Raw genomic sequence first — 20114 nt, 5'->3', positions numbered from 1 at the left:
CCGGCGGCTACCGGCGCAACTGCGACAAACGCGCGGCGAGTTTCTTCGGCGACACGCCGCGCGAGCCCAGTTCCTGGGCAAACAGCGACACCCGCAACTCCTCCAGCTCCCAGCGCAGCGCCTGCCACCCGGGCTCGGCGCTGGCGCCGCTGGCCTCGGCCTGGGCGAGCGCGGCGATGAAGGGTGTCAACTCCAGCATCCGGGCCTGGTCACGGACGGGATCGCGCAGGGCGCGCTCGCCACGCAGGGCCAGCGCCTTCAGGTAGCGCGGATAGTCGCGCAAGGCCGTGGCCGGCACGTCGCGCAGGAAGCCCGGCGGGGTCAGCGCCGCCAGTTGCGCACGCATGTCGTCCAGGTTGGCGCTGGCCCAGCCCATCAAGGGCGATTCCAGACTCGCGCGCGCCTGCGACACGGCGGCGAGGATGACCTCGGCCTGCTGCAGGCGCTCCATGGATTCGGCGAACAACCGTTTGGCCACGTCCTCACGGCGCGCGTCGAACGCGGCGGCATCGCGGATCCCGTCCAGCCCGTCGGCCACCAGCGCGGCGAACGCGCCGTCGACCAGATCGGCGCGCAAGCGATCGCCATCGCGGCTGCCCTGCGCGCGTGGCGCGGCCGACTCGATCGCCGCGTACAGCAGGCCGGTCTTCGGCGAGATCGGCAGTTGCCTGCGCGCCTGCTTGCGCGCATCAGACAGCGCCAGCCACAGCAGCCGCCGCACACCGCGCGGATGGTGGCGCCGGGCCGTCTCTTGTTCGGCATGCACCTGCAACGACACGCTGTCGCCATCGTCATGCAAGGCCGGATACGCCGGCATGCCGGCTGCGCCGGGCAGGCTGGCCGGAATGGGTTCCTCGGGGAAGGCCAGCAGTCCGCGCTGGCCCAGGCCATCGGCGGCGTGGGCCGCGAATGCCCGTGCCGCGCGCTCACCGAAGCGGGTCCGCAACTCGGCCAGGTCGCGCGATTCGGCCAGCACGTTGCGCTTGCCGTCACGGCCCGGGGCATCCAGCAGACGCAGGTTGGCGCGCAGGTGCGGCTCCAGTGCGGATTCGTCGAACTCGTCCGCCGCCACCGCGGCACCGGTGACCTGCTGCAGGAAGCGCGCCAGTACCTCGGCGAACGGCGCTTCCTCGGGGCCGGGATGCGCCTCGTGGAACGCACGCGCAAAGTCCGGTGCGGGAACGAAATTGCGGCGCTGCGCCTTCGGCAGGCTGCGGATCAGGGCCATCGCCTTGTCCTGCGCGAAGCCCGGCGCCAGCCAATCCAGCCGCACCGGGTCCAGCGCGTTGAGCAGGTGCAGCGGCACCGATACGGTCATGCCGTCATCGGGTGCGCCGGGCTCGAAGCGGTAGCTGACCGCCAGTCGCGCATCGCCCAACGCGATCTCGGGCGGGAAGCGGGCGGCGTCGGTCTCGTCGCCGACCAGCAGATCGTCCAGCGACCACTCCAGCGCGGCCTTCCGCGGCGCCGGCAACTTGCCGTACCAGGCGTCCAGCGCCTGCGCGTTGTGGACATCCGGTGGCAGCCGCTCCAGATACCAGGCGGCCATCCAGTCCTCGTCGACGACCAGGCCGGCGCGGCGCTGCTTGGCTTCCTCCTCGCGCGCCTTGTCGAGCATCGCCAGGTTGCGCTGCAGGAACCCGCTGCGGGTGTTGATCTCCCCGGTCACCAGCGCATCGCGGGCGAAGATCGCCCGGCTTTCTTCCGGATACAGGCCGCCGTAATGCACCGGCCGCTTCGGTGCCAGCACCAGCCCGAACAGGCTGATCTGCTCGCTGCCGACCACGCGGCCCTGCGAACGCGACCAGCGCGGGTCGTAGTGGCGCCGCGCCAGCAGTTGGCCGAGCTCGTCGATCGCCCATTGCGGCTCGATCGCGGCATTGGTCATCGCCCACACCTTTTCGGTGTCGAGCAGGGTCGCCGACAGCACCCACGGCGGCGGCTTGCGGATCAGCCAGGAGCCGGGAAACAGCTGGAAGCGGCGTCCGCGTGGGCCTTCGTAGCCGCCGCCGGTCTTCCTGTCTCCGGCCTTGCGCTCGCCCGCCTTCCTGTCGGCAGGCGGCTTGCTGTCGGCCGGCTGCACGCGGTGGCCGATCTGGGTCGGCAAACCGGTGAGCAGCGCGCGGTGGAGGTTGGCGTAGGCGGTCGCGTCAAGGCGCAGACCCGCGTCTTCGCCCACGCCCGCAACAGCCGCAGACTCCGCCCTGCGCCCGCGTGGGGGACGAGCAGTCACAGACCCGCGTTTGCGCGGGGAGGTTGCTGTCGCGGGCGATGATTCTCCGGTAGATGATTCCGCAGCCGTCATGGCCCAGCCCAGGTCGGCCGCCATCAGCTTGAGCTGGCGATGCAGCTCGCGCCATTCGCGCATGCGCAGGAAGCCGAGGAAGTGCTTCTCGCACCAGCGCCGCAGCTGCGACTGGGTCATCTCCTCGTGCGCGGTCTGGTAGGCGTCCCACAACTTCAGGATGCCGACGAACTCGGAGCGGTAGTCGACGAACTGCGCATGCGCGTTGTCGGCCGCGGCGCGCTGATCGGCGGGACGCTCGCGCGGGTCCTGGATGCCCAGGAACGAGGCGATCGCGAGCATCTCGCGCACGCAGCCGCGCGCGTTGGCCGCCACCAGCATCCGCGCCAGCTTGACGTCCACCGGCATCCGCGCCATCAGGCGGCCGGTCGCCGTGAGTTTGCGCTGACCCTGCTCGGCAGCTTCGACCGCGCCCAGCTCGGCCAGTTGCGCCCAGCCATCAGCAATCGCGCGCGGGTCGGGCGGTTCCAGGAACGGGAAACTTTCGATATCGCCCAGACCCAGCGACAGCATCCGCAGGATCACGCCGGCCAGCGCGGCGCGGCGGATTTCCGGATCGGTATACGCCGGCCGCGAGTCGAAATCAGCCTCGCTGTACAGCCGGTAGCAGGTGCCCTCCGACACCCGCCCGCAGCGGCCCTTGCGCTGGTTCGCGCTGGCCTGGCTGACCGGCTCGATGTGCAGCCGGTCCAGCTTGCTGCGCGGGCTGTAACGCTTGATCCGCGCCAGACCGGGATCGACGACGTAGCGGATGCGCGGCACCGTCAGCGAGGTTTCCGCGACGTTGGTCGCCAGCACGATGCGGCGCTGCGGGCCGGGGTTGAACACCCGGTCCTGGTCGCGCACCGACAGCCGCGCATACAGCGGCAGCACTTCGGTGTGGCGGTACTTGCGTCGCTCCAGCGCCTGGTGCGCATCACGGATCTCGCGCTCGCCGGGCAGGAAGATCAGCACGTCGCCCTGCGGGTCCTCGCGCGCGATCTCGTCGCAGGCGGCGACGATCGCATCATTGACCGTACGCTCGCCGTCGCGGCCTGCCGTGCCATCGCCGTCGTCGTCCTCGCCGCCACCTTCGAGCGGCCGGTAGCGCACCGACACCGGATGCCCGCGGCCCTCCACGTCCACCACCGGGGCGTTGTCGAAATGCCCGGAAAAGCGTGCGGTATCGATCGTCGCCGAGGTCACTATGACCTTCAGGTCGGGACGTTTCTTCAGCAGCTGTTTGAGGTAGCCGAGCAGGAAATCGATGTTGAGGCTGCGCTCGTGCGCCTCGTCGATCAGGATCGTGTCGTAGCGCGACAGCCAGCGGTCGGACTGGATCTCCGCCAGCAGGATGCCGTCGGTCATGAACTTGATCGCGGTCGAATCGCCGACGTTCTCGTTGAACCGGACCTGGTAGCCGACCAATCCGCCCAAGGGGGTGTTCAGCTCCTCCGCGACCCGTTTGGCGACCGCACGCGCGGCGATCCGGCGCGGCTGGGTGCAGCCGATCATGCCGGCGGCGCCGCGACCGGCGGCCAGGCACAGTTTCGGCAATTGCGTGGTCTTGCCCGAACCGGTCTCGCCGGCGATCACCACCACCGGATGCTGGCGGATCAGTTCGACGATGCGCTCGGCCTCGCTGGCGATCGGCAGCGACGGATCCGCCGGCACCTGCGGCAGGCTCGCGGCACGCGCCTCGCGCCGGGTCACCGACGTTGTCAGGGCCTGCTCGAATGCCGACCGGGCATCCGCATCGCCCGGCCGGCCGCGCCAACGCGACCACAAGCCGTGCAGGCGGCCGCGATCCCGGCTTAATCCGCCGTCGATCGCCCGACGCGCCTGCTCCAGGTCAATGCGCGAGGCGTCAACGGGTCGTAACGTGGCTTTGGCAACGGGGTTGGTAGGCTTCATCGACTCATTCAAGACAAACAACGCGTTTCACGCGGTAACCCACGGCGACCTATTGTCGCTGCAACATTCCAGAACAGGAGAGCACCATGGCCAAGCCAGCGCCTGCAAAGGCAAGCAAGACCAAGAGCAGCACCTCCGGCAAGAACACGTCCAGCAAGAGCATGAAGCCGGTTTCCACCGGTGCCGGCGCCCCCGCCATCGATATCGGGATGGGCGCCGGCGATCGCAAGAAGATCGCCGACGGCCTGTCGCGTTTTCTCGCCGACGCCTTCACGCTGTACCTGAAGACCCACAACTTCCACTGGAACGTCACCGGGCCGATGTTCAACAGCCTGCACCTGATGTTCGAAACCCAGTACACCGAGCAATGGGCAGCGCTGGATGAGATCGCCGAGCGCATCCGCGCGCTGGGCTTCAACGCCCCCGGCTCATACGCGGAGTTCACCAAGCTGTCGTCCATCCCCGAGGAGGCCGGCCGCACCGATGTCCCCGACTGGCACGAGATGGTGCGACAGCTGACCATCGGCAACGAAGCCGTCTGCCGCACCGCGCGCAACGTGCTGGAGACCGCCGACGACGCCAGCGACGACCCGACCGTCGACCTGCTGACCCAGCGCCTGCATACCCACGAGAAATACGCCTGGATGCTGCGCTCGTTGTTGCAGTAACCGGAGCTCTTTGGCTGACGAGGCGCCAGTGGATGCCCGGTGGCCAATGAGAAAAGCCGGCCATGGATGGCTGGCTGAGTTCGACTCTTTCTGGATCCGAAACAAAGACCGCTGTTTGCTGTTGCGCAGGCAGCGCCTGCCGGGCATCCCGATCAGTCGCTCCACGATATTCGCTTGGTGATCGGGACACCCGGCAGGCGCCACCAAACCTTCCCAGCGGCCGAAGGAAAATCAAAAACGGGTTGAGCCCGTGAAACGCCCCGACCGCGAAATGCGCCCAGTTTCGCGAGCAGCGCCCGCCCGTTACCCGATCAGGTACATCCGGATTACTCATGTAGCCGAAGGAAAGCCCCGCAACGCCATGTCGGTAAATGACCGATGTGGCGTCCTGGACGGGTGTTGCGTAGAGCGGGCATGGATGCCCGCGGCGGCGAGTCGGCCATGGATGGCCGACCGAGCCGAGGAGCAATCCCGCCCAGGGCGCTGCTCAATCCGAAGCCGGCGTCCCGCTGTTGCTACTACTTGACTTGCGCTGCCACTACGCACCCCGGTGAACAAAACCGCATCGTCCGCCCGGTCGCCGAGATCGCCGCTTGTTACCCTAGCGCGATGGAAAACGCCGCACTCGATCTGCTTCGCACCACCTTTGGACACCCCGAATTCCGCGGCGAACAAGCCGCCATCATCGACTGCGTGGTCAACGGCGGCGATGCCCTCGTACTGATGCCCACCGGCGGCGGCAAGTCGCTGTGCTATCAGCTGCCGGCCATGCTGCGTAAAGGCTGCGGCATTGTCGTCTCGCCGCTGATCGCCCTGATGCAGGACCAGGTCGAAGCCCTGCACCAGCTTGGCGTGCGCGCCGCCTTCCTCAATTCGACCCTGGATGCCGCCACCGCCGGCGACATCGAGCAACGGTTGCTGGCCGGCGAACTCGACCTGCTCTATGTCGCCCCCGAACGCCTGCTCAGCCCGCGCTGCCTGAATCTGATCGACCGCGCCCACGCGGGGCCGGGCATCGCCCTGTTCGCCATCGACGAAGCCCACTGCGTCTCCCAGTGGGGCCACGACTTCCGCCGCGAATACCGCGAACTGACCGTCCTGCACGAGCGCTGGCCCGACATCCCGCGGATCGCGTTGACCGCCACCGCCGACGAGCCGACCCGCCGCGAGATCGCCGAACGGCTGGCGCTGGAAGACGCACGCCAGTTCGTCAGTTCGTTCGACCGCCCCAACATCCGTTACCGGGTCGCCCAGAAGGACGGCAGCGGCCAGCGCGCGCTGCTCGACTTCCTTGCCGGCCATCGCGGCGACAGCGGCATCGTGTACGCGTTTTCCCGCAAACGGGTCGAGAAGACCGCCGAGCAGCTGCAGGCCGCCGGCATCAACGCCCTGCCCTACCACGCCGGCATGCCGGCGGAAGTGCGGGCCGCCAACCAGCGCCGCTTCCTGCAGGAGGACGGCGTGGTGATGGTCGCCACGATCGCTTTCGGCATGGGCATCGACAAGCCCGACGTGCGCTTCGTCGCCCACGTCGACCTGCCCAAGTCGATCGAGGGCTACTACCAGGAGACCGGTCGCGCCGGCCGCGATGGCGAGCCGGCCGAGGCCTGGCTCAACTACGGCCTGGGCGACGTGGTCAACCTGCGCATGCTGATCAACCAGGGCGAGGCCAGCGACGAGCGCAAACGGCTGGAACTGCGCAAGCTCGACGCCCTGCTGGGCTATTGTGAGTCCACCCGGTGCCGCCGACAGGCGCTGCTGGGATGGTTCGCCGAAAGCCATCCCGGCAACTGCGGCAACTGCGACAACTGCCTGAACCCGCCGGAAAGCTGGGACGGCACCGAGGTCGCCCGCAAGGCGCTGTCCTGCGTCTATCGCACCGGGCAGCGCTTCGGTGCCGGCCACGTCATCGACGTATTGCGCGGCACGCCCACCGACCGGGTGGTCCAGTTCGGCCACGACAAGCTCAGCACCTGGGCGATCGGCGACAACCTCGATGCGCGCCAGTGGAGCAGCGTGTTCCGGCAGCTGGTGGCCGCCGGCCTGCTGGAAGCCGACCACGAGCGCCATGGCGCCTTCCGCCTGACCAGCGACGCCGGTCCGGTGTTGCGAGGCGAGCGCCAGTTGCACTTCCGTCGCGATGCACCCAAACCGGCCAACACCCGCAAACGCAACGGTTCCGCCCCGCCGCCGATCGACCTGGCCCCGGAGGAAGCCGCCCGCTTCCGCGCCCTGCGCGGCTGGCGCGCGGAAACGGCCCGCGAACAGAACGTCCCCGCCTACGTGATCTTCCACGACGCGACCCTGCGCGCGATCGCCGAATCCGACCCGGGCGACCTCGACGAACTCGGCCAGATTCCCGGCATCGGCGCCAGCAAGCTGGAGCGCTACGGCGAAGCGGTGCTGCAGCAGTTGCTGGATTGCGACGTGGCGTGAGCGCGCGGCCACGACAAGACGGCGTGAGACTTCAGCCCCCATCGAGCACCTGCGGACGCAAATCGAGGCAGCACAGTTTCAATCAGGCGAACAAGCCGTGGGTGCAGCCGTGCGATCAAGGCAGTTCCGACAGCGAGCGCGAATGCAAGCCGGAGATGGTGGGCCGTGATGGATTCGAACCATCGACCAGCGGATTAAAAGTCCGATGCTCTACCGACTGAGCTAACGGCCCACACGCACCCGGCCTTGCGCCGGGGGCGTGAATTCTAACGCAAGTCCCCCGCCCCGTGCGAAACAGTGACGGACGATGCGTCATGCGTACCGTGTCGGGTCCGGGATGCCCGCGCCGGCAAAGCCTTCGGCTCGCAGGCGGCACGCGTCGCAGTGCCCGCAGGCGCGGCCTTCGTCATCGGCTTTGTAGCAGGACACGGTGTCGGCGAAGTCCACCCCCAGGCGCAGGCCTTCGCGCACGATGTCCGCCTTGCTCATGAATTGCAGCGGCGCGTGCACGCGGATGCCAGCGCCCTCCACGCCGGCCTTGGTGGCGAGGTTCGCCAGCTTCTCGAAGGCCGCGATGAATTCGGGGCGGCAATCGGGATAGCCGGAGTAATCCACCGCGTTGACGCCGCAGAACAGGTCGGCCGCACCCAGCACTTCGGCCCAGCCCAGCGCGACGGACAGCATGATCGTGTTGCGTGCCGGCACGTAGGTCACCGGGATCGCGTCGGCACCGGAGGCCTCGTCGAGCGGGACGTCGATCTCGTCGGTCAACGCGGAGCCTCCGATGCTGCGCAGGTCCACGCTGACGGTCTTGTGCGCGACCACACCGAGGGCCTTGGCGACCCGGTCGGCGGCCGCAAGCTCGGAGGTATGGCGCTGGCCGTAGTCCAGGCTCAGCGCATGGACGGCGAAGCCCTGCTCGCGCGCCATCGCGATGACGACGGCGGAATCCATGCCTCCGGAAACGAGAACGACGGCGTTTTTCATGAGCGGGTCAACTTTTTTGAGGAGTGCGGACGGGCCGCGGGCTCGGCATCAAGGGCCGCGATCCGACGCAGGCCGGAGGGACGGGCCGTGTAGCGCCCCGCGATGCCGTTCTGGGGAGTAACCCGCCACGTCTAGTTGTGGGCGGAACAGGCCTGACTTCGCCGAGGTCAGCGGCCGGGCTCGTCATCCCACAGGATCTTGTGCAGCTGCAACTGGAAGCGCACCGGCAGGTGGTCAGCGATGATCCAGTCGGCCAGTTCCCGCGGACGGATCTGGCTGAAGCTGGGGGAAAACATCACGTCGCAACGATCGGTCAGGCGGTGCTCCTCGACGATTCCACGCGCCCAGTCGTAGTCCTCGCGCGAGCAGATCACGAACTTGACCTGGTCGTGCGGGGTCAGCAACGCGATATTGCTCCACAGATTGCGCGCGACCTCGGCGGAGCCCGGCGTCTTGATATCCAGCACCCGCGATACCCGCGGATCGACCTCGCCGATGTCGAGCGCGCCGGAAGTCTCCAGCGACACCTCGTAACCCGCGTCGCACAGGCGTTCGAGCAGGCCGATGCAGCGCTTCTGCGCGAGCGGCTCGCCGCCGGTGACACAGACATGGCGGGCACCGTGGCGGGCGACCTCGGCCAGGATGCCGTCGACATCCCACCACTGGCCTCCGTGGAAGGCGTAGGCGGTATCGCAGTACTGGCAGCGCAGCGGACAGCCGGTCAGGCGGACGAAGACCGTCGGCCAGCCGATGCTGCGCGACTCGCCCTGCAACGACAGGAAGATCTCGGTCAGACGCAGGCGATCGGGCGACAACGGGGCCGCCTCGGGGAGTGCAACGTTCATCACGATATTTTAGCCGACCCGGTGGCCGGCGGGCGCTGCCGCTACTGCAGGCGACCCAGCTGGATCGCACCGAGGCGGTCGGTCGCGATGCGCGCCGCATCGGTTCCCGGATAGCGCGTGGTGACTTCGGTCAGGGTGCGTTCGGCCGCATTTTCCTGCTTCAACCCCTGCTGCGACAGGCCGACCTTGAGCAATGCGCCCGGGGCCTTGTCGTGGGTCGGGTAACGCTGCAGCAAGGCCTGGAACTGGTCCAGGGCAAGCTGGTAATTCTGGGTGACGTAATAACTCTCGCCCAGCCAGTACAAGGCGTTGGGCGCATAGACGCCGCCCGGGTAATGGCCGAGGAAGGAGTGGAAAAGACGTGCGGACTCCGCGTAGTCGCCACGCTTGAGTGCATCGAACGCGACATCGTAGGCGCTGCGTTCATCGGCGCTTTGCGCCAGCTTGCCCGCATCGCCGTACACACTGGGGGCCCGGTCTGCAGGGGCATTGACCGCGGTCGGCGGAGCTGCCGGGCGTTCCGGAGTCAGCCCATCCGGCGTGCCATCGCCCTCGATCCGGTTGATCCGACCGTCCAGATCCAGGTACTGGGCGCGCGTGGTGCCCTTGAGCTGCTCCTGCTCATGGCCGAGTTCCTCGATCTGGGCCCGCAGCGAAGTCACTTCCTCCTTGAGCAGGTTCACCTGCCGCAGGAGGTCGACGGTCGCCTGGTTGTTGCCCGCCTGCTGCTCCAGCAGACCGACCCGTTCGGCCAGGCTCATTCGCTGGGCGAAGGCCGGTGCGGCGGCCACGAGGGCCGCCGCTGCAACCAGCGATGTCGCAACTGCAATCGACAATTTGCGCATCATGGATTGCCTTTCTTACTTTTCGGTGTAGATGATCTCGACGCGACGGTTCTTGGCCCAGCAGTCCTCGTTGGACGCCGTGCACACCGGGCGCTCTTCACCGTAGCTGACCACGGTCTGCTGGCTGCCCGAGCCGCCGTTGGCCTGGATCGCCGAGGACACCGAGTTGCCGCGGCGCTCGCCGAGACCCAGGTTGTACTCGCGGCTGCCGCGCTCGTCGGCGTGGCCTTCCAGGGTCATGCGCGAGGTCGGACGGTCGCGCAGGTACTTGGCGTGGCAGCCGACCAGGGCCTGGAATTCCGGACGCAGGGCGTCACGGTCCAGGTCGAAGTAGACCACCCGCTGGCGCAGGCAGGCATCGCTGTCCAGATCGCCGGGGCCGTACACGCCCGAGGTGGCTGGAGCCGGCTGGGTGACCGGAGCGCTGGCACCGCTGTCGACCGGCGGCGCTTCCTTCACCTTCTTGGAGCAACCAATGGCCGCGGCACACAGCAGTGCGGCAATCAGGACACGTGTGGTGGTGTTCATAGTCATTTCCTCGTCTTGGCGGTGCAGATAAAACGGTGGGTGGGAAACGTTGATGGTACGAAAATACCCGGGTTTGAAGCCGCCGGGCTTGAGGCTGCCAGATTCTAGGCTGGCCGGTCTGGAACTACCGGGTTGAAGCTGGCTGTTTGCACAAAACGGGTCGAACGGCCGGTTCAGGCAAACAACCCGGGGAAATCATCCGGAACGAAACCCGGAAAACCCAATCCGGAAACCCGAAAACGGGCAGCACATCGCGGGAGAATGTCGGCTGATCAGGACGACTTTCACTGCGGTGTGCGGAATGGCCCCCAAGCCGGTTCACGGACATCGCCATCGGCCAGGACCAGACGCTGGCGTACCCGGCCGTCGGACGACACGGCATACAACACGCCACGCGTACCTTCCCTGGCAGCATAGATGATCATCGCGCCATTGGGTGCAAAGCTCGGGGACTCATCCAACGAACCCGGCGACAGCGTGCTCCACCGCGGCGACCCGAGGCTCGAATCCATAATCGCGATGCGATAGGTATTGCCCGCGCCCTGCGCCGTGGCGATCTTCTTGCCATCCTTCGACACCGAGGCGCTGGCGTTGTAACTGCCCTGGAACGTCGCCCGGCTGGCGCTGCCACCGGCGGCGGAAACCCGGTAGATCTGCGGTCCACCGCCGCGGTCGGAAGTGAAATAGATCGAACTCCCATCCGCACTCCATTCCGGCTCGGTATCGATGCCGAAATGGTTGGTGAGCTGGGTCAATGCCCGGCTGCCCAGATCCATCACGTAGATTTCCGGGTTGCCGCTGCGCGACAGGGTCAGGGCCAGCTTGCTGCCATCGGGCGAGAACGCCGGTGCGCCGTTGATACCGCGGAATTTGGATACCACCTCGCGGCTGCCGGTGCTGATGTTCTGGATGTAGATCGCCGAATTGCCGCTTTCAAAACTGACGTACGCCAGCTTGTTCCCGTCCGGACTCCAGGCCGGTGACAACAGCGGTTCGGGCGAGCTGACCACGGTCTGCGGGTTGTAACCGTCCGAGTCGGCCACCATCAGCGCGTAGCTGGCACTGGAGCCGACGCCCTTGGCGGTGATGTAGGCGATGCGGGTATAGAACGCGCCCGGCACGCCGAGGATCTTCTCGTAGATCGCGTCGGCGATCTGGTGGGCGACATCGCGCATGGCGTTGCTGCGCGCGGTCATCGCAAAGCCCAGCAGGCGCTGCTGGGTGGCAACGTCGAACAGTTCGTACTCGACCCGGTAACTGCCGCTGCCGCCGTCGGTCACCCGACCCACCACCAGGTAATCCTGGTTGAGCGCACGCCAGGTCGGGTAGTTGACCTCGCTGCCACGGGTGGGACGCTCGATCAGGTCGGATTCGCGCAGGCTGCGGAACTGCCCGGAGCGGTTGAGGTCGGCGGTGATGACCGAGGCGATGTCGGTCTGCGGCGCGGCACCATTGCCCTGGTACGGCATGGGCACCACCGCGATCGGCAGGGCCGATGCGTTGCCGCCCACGATGTCCAGCTCCAGCCCGCGTTGCTGGGCAAGCGCGGAGAGCGGGACGATCATCAGGAAGGCCAGCACCGCGAACAACGCGGCCAGTCTCGGGGTCAATCGGTTCATTGGTAGATCCTGGCGGAGAGGCTGAAGGTGTAACAGCATCCGTGTGAACGCTTTCTCAAAGCTGAACACGCGGATTGTAGAGACTCGGGACCGGTCAGCGGTCGCGCGCCTCGAAATTCAGGGTCAGGGTGCGCACGAACACCTTTTCAAAGCCGGCGTACGGCAGCGGTTGCGCCTTGAGCACGGCGGCCTCGATCGAGCGTCGACCCTGTTCATCGTAGGCGCAAGGGGAGGAAACTTCCGCGCTCATCACCTCGCCGCCCGGCAATTGCTTGATCACCAGCCGGCACCGCGCGCCCACCGGCACCGTTTCGGGACGGGTCCATTTCGACAGGATCGCTTCCTGCAGGGCGGCGGCGTAACGCGCTTCCAGCCCGGTATCGGTGCCGTTGTTTCCCGGCGGCGGGCTGGCGCTGGACGCCCCAGCCGCAGTCGACGCGGGGCCGGCCTGGGCAAGGGCACGCGCATCGGCGATCTGCTTGAGCCGCTGCTCCGCCAGTTCGATTTCACGCGCGGCGGCGGCGCGCTTGCGCTGGATTTCGGCCAGCTTGCGCTCACGTTCCGCGGTTTCCTGCGCCTCCTGGGCGAGCCGGCGCTTGCGCTCCGCTTCCTCCTGACGCTTCTGCTCGGTCAGGTCGACCTGGGCCTGGCGGCGTTTTTCCTCCTGCAGCTTCTGCTCGTCCGATGGCGTCGGCGTCGGGGTAGCCACGACTGCGGCCTGCTCGGTGGTGTCGGGTTTGGGGATGAAATCCTGCGGTTTCGACTGCGGCGGCGTCGGCGCGTCCTCGGGCACCGGTGCCGGCAACGGCTGCGGGGGTGGCGCCACCGGCTCCTCGACCGGCTCCGGCTCGGGTTGCGGCTCCGGCAACGGCGCCGCCGGCTCGGGGCGATCGCTGAGCACCTTGCGCATCGAGGCCGACAGCGCATTGGCGTCGACCAGTTCGGCCTCCACCGGCGCGCCGGCGGCCGACACGGTCACCGCCGTCCGGGTCCACCACAGGCCGGCGAACATCAGTGCAAACAGCACCACATGCAGGGCAATCGCCAGCAGGATGGCCTGCTGGGTATCGGCGCGGGTTTCCCTCACTTGCGCACGGTCTCCGCGGGCTTGGTCAGCAGCGACACGCGCGGCACCTTGGCGGCCTGCAGCAGCTCCATCGCATTCAGCACGACCTCGTAGTTGGCGGTGCGGTCACCGGCCACATACACCGGCACATCCGGATTGTTGTGCACGAACGCGGCGACCTTGGCCGACAGCTGCCCGGCATCCAGCGCCTCCTGCGGCGCGCCCTGCAAGGTCAGGAAGTAGTTGCCCTGGGCATCCACGGAGACGATCACCGGCTCCTGCTTCTGGGAAATGCTCTTGGCGTTGGAGCGGGGCAGCTCGACGTCGACGCCCAGGTTCATCAGCGGTGCGGTGACCATGAAGATGATCAGCAGCACCAGCATGACGTCGATGTAGGGGACGACGTTGATCTCGGCCTGGAGCTTGCGCTTGCGGCGACGACCGTTGGAGGCGGACATGGCGTGTTTCCGGATTGAAGGTTGCGGGATCGATTCGGGCCGGTTCGGCGACGGGGCCGATGGATCGCACGGCACTCAAGCGGCCGCGCGGCGCCGGATCATTCCTGCGGAACCTGGCGCTCGAGGATCGAGGAGAACTCCTCGGAGAAGGCGTCATAGCGCACCGCGATGCGCTCGACCTTGGTCGCGAACCGGTTGTACGCCCACACCGCCGGGATCGCCGCGAACAGGCCCATCGCGGTGGCGATCAGCGCCTCGGAGATGCCCGGCGCGACGCTGGCGATGGTCGCCTCGGTGACATTCGCCAGGCCCTGGAAGGAAATCATGATTCCCCACACGGTGCCGAACAGGCCGACATACGGCGCGATCGAGCCGACGTTGGCGAGGAATTCCAGGTTGCGCTCCAGGCCGTCCAGCTCGCGCGCAGTGGCGACCCGCATGCCGCGCTGGGCGGTTTCCAGCTGCATGCGCACGTCGGCGACGCGGCGCTGGCGCGAATACTCGCGGAAGCCGGCCTCGAAGATCGACTCCATGCCGCCGGTATCGCGGTTGCGGCTGGTCGCGCCGGTGTACAGCTTGGTCAGTTCGGTGCCGGACCAGAAGCGCTCCTCGAAGGTCTCCGCCTCGCGTTCGGCGCGATTGAGCACCTTGGTCTTGCGGAAGATGATCACCCACGAGGCGATCGACGCGAACAGCAGCAGCACCATCACCAGCTGCACCGGCAGCGAGGCATGCAGGACCAGTTGCAGCAGGTCCAGACCGCCATCGCCCGCCACCGCGGCGGGCAGACCCTGGACGGCGTTGGCAGCAACGTCCTCGGGCAGGGGTTCAACAACGGTGGCGGCCTGCATCAGGCTCAGCAATGGGGTCATGCCAGGGTCTCCGGTGCCCGTGGTGCGGGGCGAATGGTTCGTGGAAGTCGGTTGAAAGTCGGGAATGTGTCGGGGAGGTCAGCTGGTGGTCGCCTGCAGCGCGACGAGTTCATCGAGCAACGGTTGCGGGATCGCACGCGGCCGGAAATTTTCCGCATCCAACGCCGCCACGCGCACCGTCGCGGTCAACAGCAGCACGTCGCCGCAACGGACTTCCTGCACGAACACCGCGCTGGCGCGGCGGCACTCGTGCAGGACGACACCCACCTCCAGCGCATCGTCCAGTCGCGCGGGCCTGAGGAAATCGACCTGCATCGCCCGCACGGCGAATACCAGACCGTGCTCACGCCGCAACAGTTCCTGCCCGTAGCCCTGCTCGCGCATCCACTCACTGCGTGCGCGCTCCAGGAAGGCGACGTACTGTGCGTGGTAGACGACCCCGCCAGCGTCGGTATCTTCCCAGTAAATGCGGATCGGAAGGCTGAACGAAGACATAGCAGGAAGCTCCTGAGACAAGGATGGGCGAGCGGCGCGGGTCAGTCTTCGCCGGCCGGTCCCGTCGCGGCATCGAGCAGTTCGGCCGTCGTGCCGCGCGGCGTCAGGCCGATGTGCCGGTAGGCTTTCGGCGACGCCATCCGGCCGCGGGCGGTGCGGATCAGGTAGCCCTGCTGGATCAGGTAGGGCTCGATCACGTCCTCCAGGGTGCCGCGTTCCTCGCTCAGTGCGGCCGCCAGCGACTCGACCCCGACCGGGCCGCCATCGAAGGACTGGATGATGGTGCGCAGCAGACGGCGGTCGAGCTCGTCGAAACCCTCCGGATCGACCTTCAGCATCTCCATCGCCGCGTTGGCGGTAGCCAGGTCGATGACCCCGCCGGCGCGGACCTGGGCGAAGTCGCGCACCCGTCGCAGCAGGCGATTGGCGATACGCGGGGTGCCGCGCGAGCGCCGGGCGATCTCGGCCGCGCCTTCCGGTGCGCAGGCGATGCCGAGGATGCTGGCCGAGCGGCGCACGATCCGGGTCAGCTCCTCGGCGCTGTAGAACTCCAGCCGCTGGACGATGCCGAACCGGTCGCGCAGCGGCGCGGTCAGCAACCCCGCGCGGGTGGTCGCACCAATCAGGGTGAACGGCGGCAGGTCGAGCTTGATCGAGCGCGCGGCCGGACCCTCGCCGATCATGATGTCGAGCTGGTAATCCTCCATCGCCGGATACAGCACTTCCTCGATCGCCGGCGACAGGCGGTGGATCTCGTCGACGAACAGCACATCAAACGGCTGCAGGTTGGTCAGCAGCGCGGCCAGGTCGCCGGCCTTCTCGATCACCGGCCCGGAGGTCTGGCGCAGGCCGACCCCAAGCTCGTTGGCGATGACGTGGCTCAGGGTGGTCTTGCCCAGCCCGGGCGGGCCGAAGATCAGCACATGATCGAGCGCCTCGCCACGGCCCTTGGCGGCCTCGATGTAGATCTTCATCTGCTCGCGCACCGGTACCTGGCCGAGGTATTCGTCCAGCCGCCTGGGCCGGATCGACGCTTCCACCGCGTCGTCTTCAAAGGTCGCGTCAGCCGCGATGATGCGCTCGTTCATCGCGCTATGGTCGCATGGGCCACCGCACGCCGGCAGCCCGGACATGGCGGATGGGCGTGATCCGACGCGGCGTGAACCGGGCCGACCTAGATCTCCACCTGCGCGCCCAGTTCCACCAGCCGGTTGCCGGGGATCCGGAAAAAGCTGGTCGCCGGTGCGGCATTGCGGTGCATGAAGGCGAACAGCTTGTCCCGCCACACCGGCATCCCACGGCGGGCGCTGGCCACCACGGTTTCGTGGCTGGCGAAGTAGGTGGTTTCCATCGGATCGAAATAGATGCCGCCCTGGTCGCAGCTGCGCATCAGCGCCACCGGTACGTCCGGGGTCTCCATGAAGCCGAACCGGATCGATACCTGGTAGAAGTCATCGCCGATCGCATCGATCTTCAGACGCTGGTCCGCCGGCGCATGCGGCACCTCCAGCGTCTTCACGGTCAGGAACACATTGCGCTCGTGCAGCACCTTGTTGTGCTTGAGGTTGTGCAGCAGCGCGTGCGGCACCAGGCCAAGCTGCGCGGTCAGGAACACCGCCGTGCCCGGCACCCGCACCGGCGGCGCCAGCATCAGGCCGGGCAGGAAGCTGTCGAGCTGGATGCCCTCCTTGCGGATCTCGGCATTCAGCAGCTCACGGCCGCGGCGCCAGGTGCGCAGCATGGTGAATACGGCCAGGCCGAGCACGATCGGGAACCAGGCGCCATCGAAGAACTTGACCCCGTTGGCAACCAGGAAGCCGATGTCGATCACCAGGAACACCACGCACAGCGGCAACACCCACTTGCGCGCCTTCAGCCAGGTCGCCCGGGCCACCAGCGCCAGCAGCAGGGTGTCGATCAGCATCGTGCCCGACACCGACACGCCGTAGGCCGACGCCAGCGCGGTGGAGCTGCCGAAGGCCAGCACCAGCGAGATCACCGCGATCATCAGGGCCCAGTTGACCCATGGGATGTAGATCTGGCCGATGGTGTCGCGCGAGGTGTGCTTGATCGCCATGCGCGGGATGTAGCCCAGCTGGATGGCCTGGCGGGCCACCGAGAACGCCCCGGTGATGACCGCCTGCGAGGCGATCACCGCCGCCGCGGTGGCCAGCCCGATCATCGGCATGCGCCCCCATTCGGGCACCGCCAGGTAGAACGGGTTGCGCACCGCGCTGGGATCGCCGAGCACCAGTGCGCCCTGCCCCAGGTAATTGAGCATCAGCGCCGGCAGCACGAAGTAGTACCAGCCGTGGCGGATGGGCTTGGCGCCGAAATGGCCCATGTCGGCATACAGCGCCTCGCCGCCGGTCACCGCCAGCACCACCGCGCCGAGGATGAAGATGCCGCCCCAGCCGTGGTCGATGAAGAAACGCATGCCGTACCAGGGGCTCAGTGCCTTCAGCACTTCCGGGCCCTGGACGATGTTGGACAGGCCGATCGCCGCCAGGGCGACGAACCACACCACCATCACCGGGCCGAACAGCCGCCCCACCTTGTGGGTGCCGAAACGCTGGCTGGCAAACAGCACCACCAGCACCACGATGGTCAGCGGCACCACCCACGCATGCAGCTGCGGCGCGCCGACCTCCAGGCCCTCGATCGCCGACAGCACGGTCATGGCCGGGGTGATCACGCTGTCGCCAAAGAACAGCGACGCCCCGAACACCCCCAGGATGCCGACCGCATAGACCGACCGGCCGCCCTTGGGCAGCGTGCGCTGGGCCAGCGCCATCAAGGCCATGATGCCGCCCTCGCCGTCGTTGTCGGCGCGGATGATGATCGACACGTACTTCACCGTGACCACCATCATCAGCGCCCAGAACACCAGCGACAGGATGCCGAGCACGGTGTCGTGGTTGGCCACCAGGCCGTAGTGCGGACTGAAGGCCTCCTTCAGCGTATACAGCGGGCTGGTGCCGATGTCGCCGAACACGACGCCGACCGCGCCCACCACCAGCGCGGCCAAGCCGGGTTTGCCGTGGCCGTCGCGCGCGGAGGAGTGGGTCGGGGATTCGGGCACGGATGAAGGCATTGAAAAACTCGGATCGGAACCGGGAATGCCCGGCCGTACGTCAGCGAAGGGCGGACTGTAGCGCCTTGCGGATGATGGAGGCAGCATCGTCGTCGGCCGCCGGCGCGGCATCGCGGACCATGCGGGCCGCCTCGGCCGGCTTGTAGCCCAGTTGCTGCAACGCGATCACCGCCTCGCTCTGCGGGTCGCGCGGCACGCCCTCGGGGGCGAACAGCGCCACGCCGTCGCCGACCATGTCGCCGGCGCGGTCGCGCAGTTCCACCACCATCCGTTCGGCGGTCTTCTTGCCGATGCCGGGAATGCGGGTCAAGGCGGCCACGTCGCTGGCCTGGACGGTGCGCGCGAACTCGTCGACGCTGACGCCCGACAGCACGGCCAAGGCAATCTTCGCGCCGATCCCCTTGACCTTCTGCACCTCGCGGAACAGCCGCCGCTCGGAATCGCGCAGGAAACCGTACAGCGAGACGCTGTCCTCCTTCTGCGCGTAATGGGTGAACAACGACACCTCGCGGCCGAGTTCGGGCAGGTCGTAGAAGGTGCTCATCGGCGCCTCCAGCTCGTAACCCACGCCGTTGACGTCCACCACCAGCCACGGCGGCTGCTTGTGGATGACGATGCCCTTGAGCCTGCCAATCATGGCTGTCTGCCGATCATGTACCGCGTCTCCGTAAATCCGTCACCGCCAATCCGGTGCGGATCGCGGTGGCGCTCATGTGCGCGTGGGTCAGGGCGACCGCCAGTGCATCGGCGGCGTCGGCCTGCAGTTTCATCTCCGCCAGGTTCAGCAACAACCGCACCATGTGCTGCACCTGCAACTTGTCGGCCGCACCGCGCCCGACCAGCGACTGCTTGATGACGCGCGGAGCGTACTCGCTGATCACCAGCTTGCGCCGCACCACCGTCGCCAGCGCCGCGCCGCGCGCGTGGCCGAGCTTCAGCGCCGACATCGCCGACTTGTCCATGAACACGGTCTCGATCGCGACCTGGTGCGGCTGCCAGGCGTCCAGCACCCGCTCCAGACCCTCGCACAGCAAACCCAGCCGCGAAGGGAAGTCGGGCGCGTCGAGCAGCTTCAACGCCTCGCAATGGACGAACCGGCAGCGCCCGTCGGCGGCCACATCGATCACGCCGATGCCGGTGCGTTGTGAACCGGGGTCGATTCCAAGGATCCGGACCACCTTGCCCGGGATCGCCTTGCCGGGAGCCATCTTGTCCGGAATCGCCTCGTTGGGAACCACCTTGCCGGTCTGCTTACGCCGTCAGGCGTAGGCACCCTCGCCGAGCTCGGCGTTGGAGTAGACGTTCTGCACGTCGTCCAGGTCCTCCAGCCAGTCCAGCAGCTTGACCACCTGCTGCGCCACCTCGCCTTCGACGGCAATGTCGTTGTCGGCGCGGTAGGTGACCTCGGCGTGGCCCGGCGCGTGGCCGGCCGCGACCATCGCGTCCTTGACCGCCTCGAACGTCTCCTGGCTGGTGAAGACCTCGATCGCGCCATCCTCCGGATACACGACGACATCGTCCGCGCCCGCCTCGATGGCGGCCTCGGTGATGCCGTCCTCGTCGGCATTGGCCGCGTAGGTCAGCACGCCGACCTTGTTGAACATGAACGCGACCGAGCCGTCGGTGCCCAGGTTGCCGCCGAACTTGCCGAACGCATGGCGCACATCGGCGACGGTGCGGACCTTGTTGTCGGTCAGGCAGTCGACGATCACCGCCACGCCGCCGGGGGCATAGCCCTCGTAGCGGATCTCCTCGTAGTTGACGCCTTCCAGCTCGCCGGTGGCCTTCTTGACCGCGCGCTCGACCACGTCCTTGGTCATGTTGGCGCTGTAGGCCTTCTCGATCGCGGAGCGCAGGCGCGGGTTGCTCGTGGGGTCGCCACCGCCGGCCCGGGCCGCGACGGAGATCTCGCGGATGAGCTTGGTGAAGATCTTGCCGCGCTTGGCGTCCGAGGCGTTCTTGCGACCCTCGATCGACGGTCCCCTACCCATGAGAGTGTCCAA

General features: G+C 67.5%; 17 protein-coding genes and 1 tRNA gene. 2 read left to right on the top strand and 16 right to left on the bottom strand.

All coding sequences use genetic code 11. The features are described from left to right. Nucleotides 1–7: 7 nt before the first annotated feature. A complete protein-coding gene (gene hrpA, locus N792_RS02305) occupies nucleotides 8–4198 on the bottom strand; it encodes an ATP-dependent RNA helicase HrpA (RefSeq protein ID WP_052103271.1) in 4191 nt (1396 codons plus the stop codon). 161 nt (nucleotides 4199–4359) lie between these two features. On the opposite strand from hrpA, the gene N792_RS02300 reads away from it, so the two are divergent. Next, nucleotides 4360–4866 (top strand): Dps family protein, encoded by a 507-nt coding sequence (locus N792_RS02300; RefSeq protein ID WP_052103323.1) that lies wholly within the window; start codon nucleotides 4360–4362, stop codon nucleotides 4864–4866. A gap of 609 nt (nucleotides 4867–5475) precedes the next feature. Then, nucleotides 5476–7302, top strand: coding sequence for a DNA helicase RecQ (recQ, locus tag N792_RS02295; RefSeq protein WP_036192128.1), 1827 nt, complete (start codon nucleotides 5476–5478; stop codon nucleotides 7300–7302). A gap of 156 nt (nucleotides 7303–7458) precedes the next feature. Here recQ and N792_RS02290 read toward each other — a convergent pair. From N792_RS02290 to N792_RS02220, 15 genes are all read right to left on the bottom strand, one after another. Continuing rightward, nucleotides 7459–7534 (bottom strand) — tRNA-Lys (locus tag N792_RS02290). 80 nt (nucleotides 7535–7614) lie between these two features. Next, nucleotides 7615–8289, bottom strand: a complete 675-nt coding sequence (gene queC / locus N792_RS02285) for a 7-cyano-7-deazaguanine synthase QueC (RefSeq protein ID WP_036192125.1) — start codon at nucleotides 8287–8289, stop codon at nucleotides 7615–7617. Nucleotides 8290–8456: 167 nt separating this feature from the next. Further along, nucleotides 8457–9134, bottom strand: coding sequence for a 7-carboxy-7-deazaguanine synthase QueE (queE, locus tag N792_RS02280; protein ID WP_036192112.1), 678 nt, complete (start codon nucleotides 9132–9134; stop codon nucleotides 8457–8459). A 41-nt stretch (nucleotides 9135–9175) separates the two neighbouring features. Continuing rightward, the gene (gene ybgF / locus N792_RS02275) at nucleotides 9176–9895 is read right to left on the bottom strand and encodes a tol-pal system protein YbgF (protein ID WP_224743938.1); all 720 of its coding nucleotides are present in this window, start codon (nucleotides 9893–9895) and stop codon (nucleotides 9176–9178) included. A 99-nt stretch (nucleotides 9896–9994) separates the two neighbouring features. Then, on the bottom strand, nucleotides 9995–10507 hold the full coding sequence (pal, locus tag N792_RS02270) for a peptidoglycan-associated lipoprotein Pal (protein ID WP_036192109.1): 513 nt from the start codon (nucleotides 10505–10507) through the stop codon (nucleotides 9995–9997). A gap of 284 nt (nucleotides 10508–10791) precedes the next feature. After that, nucleotides 10792–12126 (bottom strand): Tol-Pal system beta propeller repeat protein TolB, encoded by a 1335-nt coding sequence (tolB, locus tag N792_RS02265; protein WP_036192106.1) that lies wholly within the window; start codon nucleotides 12124–12126, stop codon nucleotides 10792–10794. Nucleotides 12127–12220: 94 nt separating this feature from the next. Next, nucleotides 12221–13213, bottom strand: coding sequence for a cell envelope integrity protein TolA (tolA, locus tag N792_RS02260; RefSeq protein WP_036192103.1), 993 nt, complete (start codon nucleotides 13211–13213; stop codon nucleotides 12221–12223). Next, nucleotides 13210–13650 carry a protein TolR gene (tolR, locus tag N792_RS02255; RefSeq protein ID WP_036192100.1) on the bottom strand — a complete coding sequence of 147 codons (441 nt, stop codon included), beginning with the start codon at nucleotides 13648–13650 and terminating at the stop codon, nucleotides 13210–13212. The genes tolA and tolR overlap by 4 nt, the downstream gene beginning before the upstream one ends. 98 nt (nucleotides 13651–13748) lie before the next feature. Further along, nucleotides 13749–14522: a protein TolQ gene (gene tolQ, locus N792_RS02250; protein ID WP_036192097.1), complete on the bottom strand. Its 774-nt coding sequence runs from the start codon at nucleotides 14520–14522 to the stop codon at nucleotides 13749–13751. Between the two features lie 78 nt (nucleotides 14523–14600). After that, a complete protein-coding gene (gene ybgC / locus N792_RS02245) occupies nucleotides 14601–15017 on the bottom strand; it encodes a tol-pal system-associated acyl-CoA thioesterase (protein WP_052103269.1) in 417 nt (138 codons plus the stop codon). Nucleotides 15018–15058: 41 nt separating this feature from the next. Then, nucleotides 15059–16105: a Holliday junction branch migration DNA helicase RuvB gene (ruvB, locus tag N792_RS02240; protein WP_036192092.1), complete on the bottom strand. Its 1047-nt coding sequence runs from the start codon at nucleotides 16103–16105 to the stop codon at nucleotides 15059–15061. 86 nt (nucleotides 16106–16191) lie between these two features. Then, nucleotides 16192–18111 carry a potassium transporter Kup gene (locus tag N792_RS02235; RefSeq protein WP_036192089.1) on the bottom strand — a complete coding sequence of 640 codons (1920 nt, stop codon included), beginning with the start codon at nucleotides 18109–18111 and terminating at the stop codon, nucleotides 16192–16194. A 40-nt stretch (nucleotides 18112–18151) separates the two neighbouring features. Beyond that, nucleotides 18152–18748 (bottom strand): Holliday junction branch migration protein RuvA, encoded by a 597-nt coding sequence (gene ruvA / locus N792_RS02230; RefSeq protein WP_036192086.1) that lies wholly within the window; start codon nucleotides 18746–18748, stop codon nucleotides 18152–18154. A 13-nt stretch (nucleotides 18749–18761) separates the two neighbouring features. Then, on the bottom strand, nucleotides 18762–19289 hold the full coding sequence (gene ruvC / locus N792_RS02225) for a crossover junction endodeoxyribonuclease RuvC (RefSeq protein ID WP_036192435.1): 528 nt from the start codon (nucleotides 19287–19289) through the stop codon (nucleotides 18762–18764). Between the two features lie 81 nt (nucleotides 19290–19370). Then, on the bottom strand, nucleotides 19371–20102 hold the full coding sequence (locus N792_RS02220; protein WP_036192083.1) for a YebC/PmpR family DNA-binding transcriptional regulator: 732 nt from the start codon (nucleotides 20100–20102) through the stop codon (nucleotides 19371–19373). Nucleotides 20103–20114 lie beyond the last annotated feature (12 nt).

The organism is Lysobacter concretionis Ko07 = DSM 16239, assembly GCF_000768345.1.
Lineage (GTDB): Bacteria > Pseudomonadota > Gammaproteobacteria > Xanthomonadales > Xanthomonadaceae > Novilysobacter > Novilysobacter concretionis.
This window is presented reverse-complemented; position numbering and strand designations above follow the sequence as displayed.

Bases quoted from the DNA above. Each gene is read 5' to 3' on its own strand.
- hrpA (WP_052103271.1), bottom strand. From the start codon at position 4,198: ATGAAGCCTACCAACCCCGTTGCCAAAGCCACGTTACGACCCGTTGAC.
- N792_RS02300 (WP_052103323.1), top strand. From the start codon at position 4,360: ATGAAGCCGGTTTCCACCGGTGCCGGCGCCCCCGCCATCGATATCGGG.
- recQ (WP_036192128.1), top strand. From the start codon at position 5,476: ATGGAAAACGCCGCACTCGATCTGCTTCGCACCACCTTTGGACACCCC.
- queC (WP_036192125.1), bottom strand. From the start codon at position 8,289: ATGAAAAACGCCGTCGTTCTCGTTTCCGGAGGCATGGATTCCGCCGTC.
- queE (WP_036192112.1), bottom strand. From the start codon at position 9,134: ATGAACGTTGCACTCCCCGAGGCGGCCCCGTTGTCGCCCGATCGCCTG.
- ybgF (WP_224743938.1), bottom strand. From the start codon at position 9,895: ATGAGCCTGGCCGAACGGGTCGGTCTGCTGGAGCAGCAGGCGGGCAAC.
- pal (WP_036192109.1), bottom strand. From the start codon at position 10,507: ATGAACACCACCACACGTGTCCTGATTGCCGCACTGCTGTGTGCCGCG.
- tolB (WP_036192106.1), bottom strand. From the start codon at position 12,126: ATGAACCGATTGACCCCGAGACTGGCCGCGTTGTTCGCGGTGCTGGCC.
- tolR (WP_036192100.1), bottom strand. From the start codon at position 13,650: ATGTCCGCCTCCAACGGTCGTCGCCGCAAGCGCAAGCTCCAGGCCGAG.
- tolQ (WP_036192097.1), bottom strand. From the start codon at position 14,522: ATGACCCCATTGCTGAGCCTGATGCAGGCCGCCACCGTTGTTGAACCC.
- ybgC (WP_052103269.1), bottom strand. From the start codon at position 15,017: ATGTCTTCGTTCAGCCTTCCGATCCGCATTTACTGGGAAGATACCGAC.
- ruvB (WP_036192092.1), bottom strand. From the start codon at position 16,105: ATGAACGAGCGCATCATCGCGGCTGACGCGACCTTTGAAGACGACGCG.
- N792_RS02235 (WP_036192089.1), bottom strand. From the start codon at position 18,111: ATGCCTTCATCCGTGCCCGAATCCCCGACCCACTCCTCCGCGCGCGAC.
- ruvA (WP_036192086.1), bottom strand. From the start codon at position 18,748: ATGATTGGCAGGCTCAAGGGCATCGTCATCCACAAGCAGCCGCCGTGG.
- N792_RS02220 (WP_036192083.1), bottom strand. From the start codon at position 20,102: ATGGGTAGGGGACCGTCGATCGAGGGTCGCAAGAACGCCTCGGACGCC.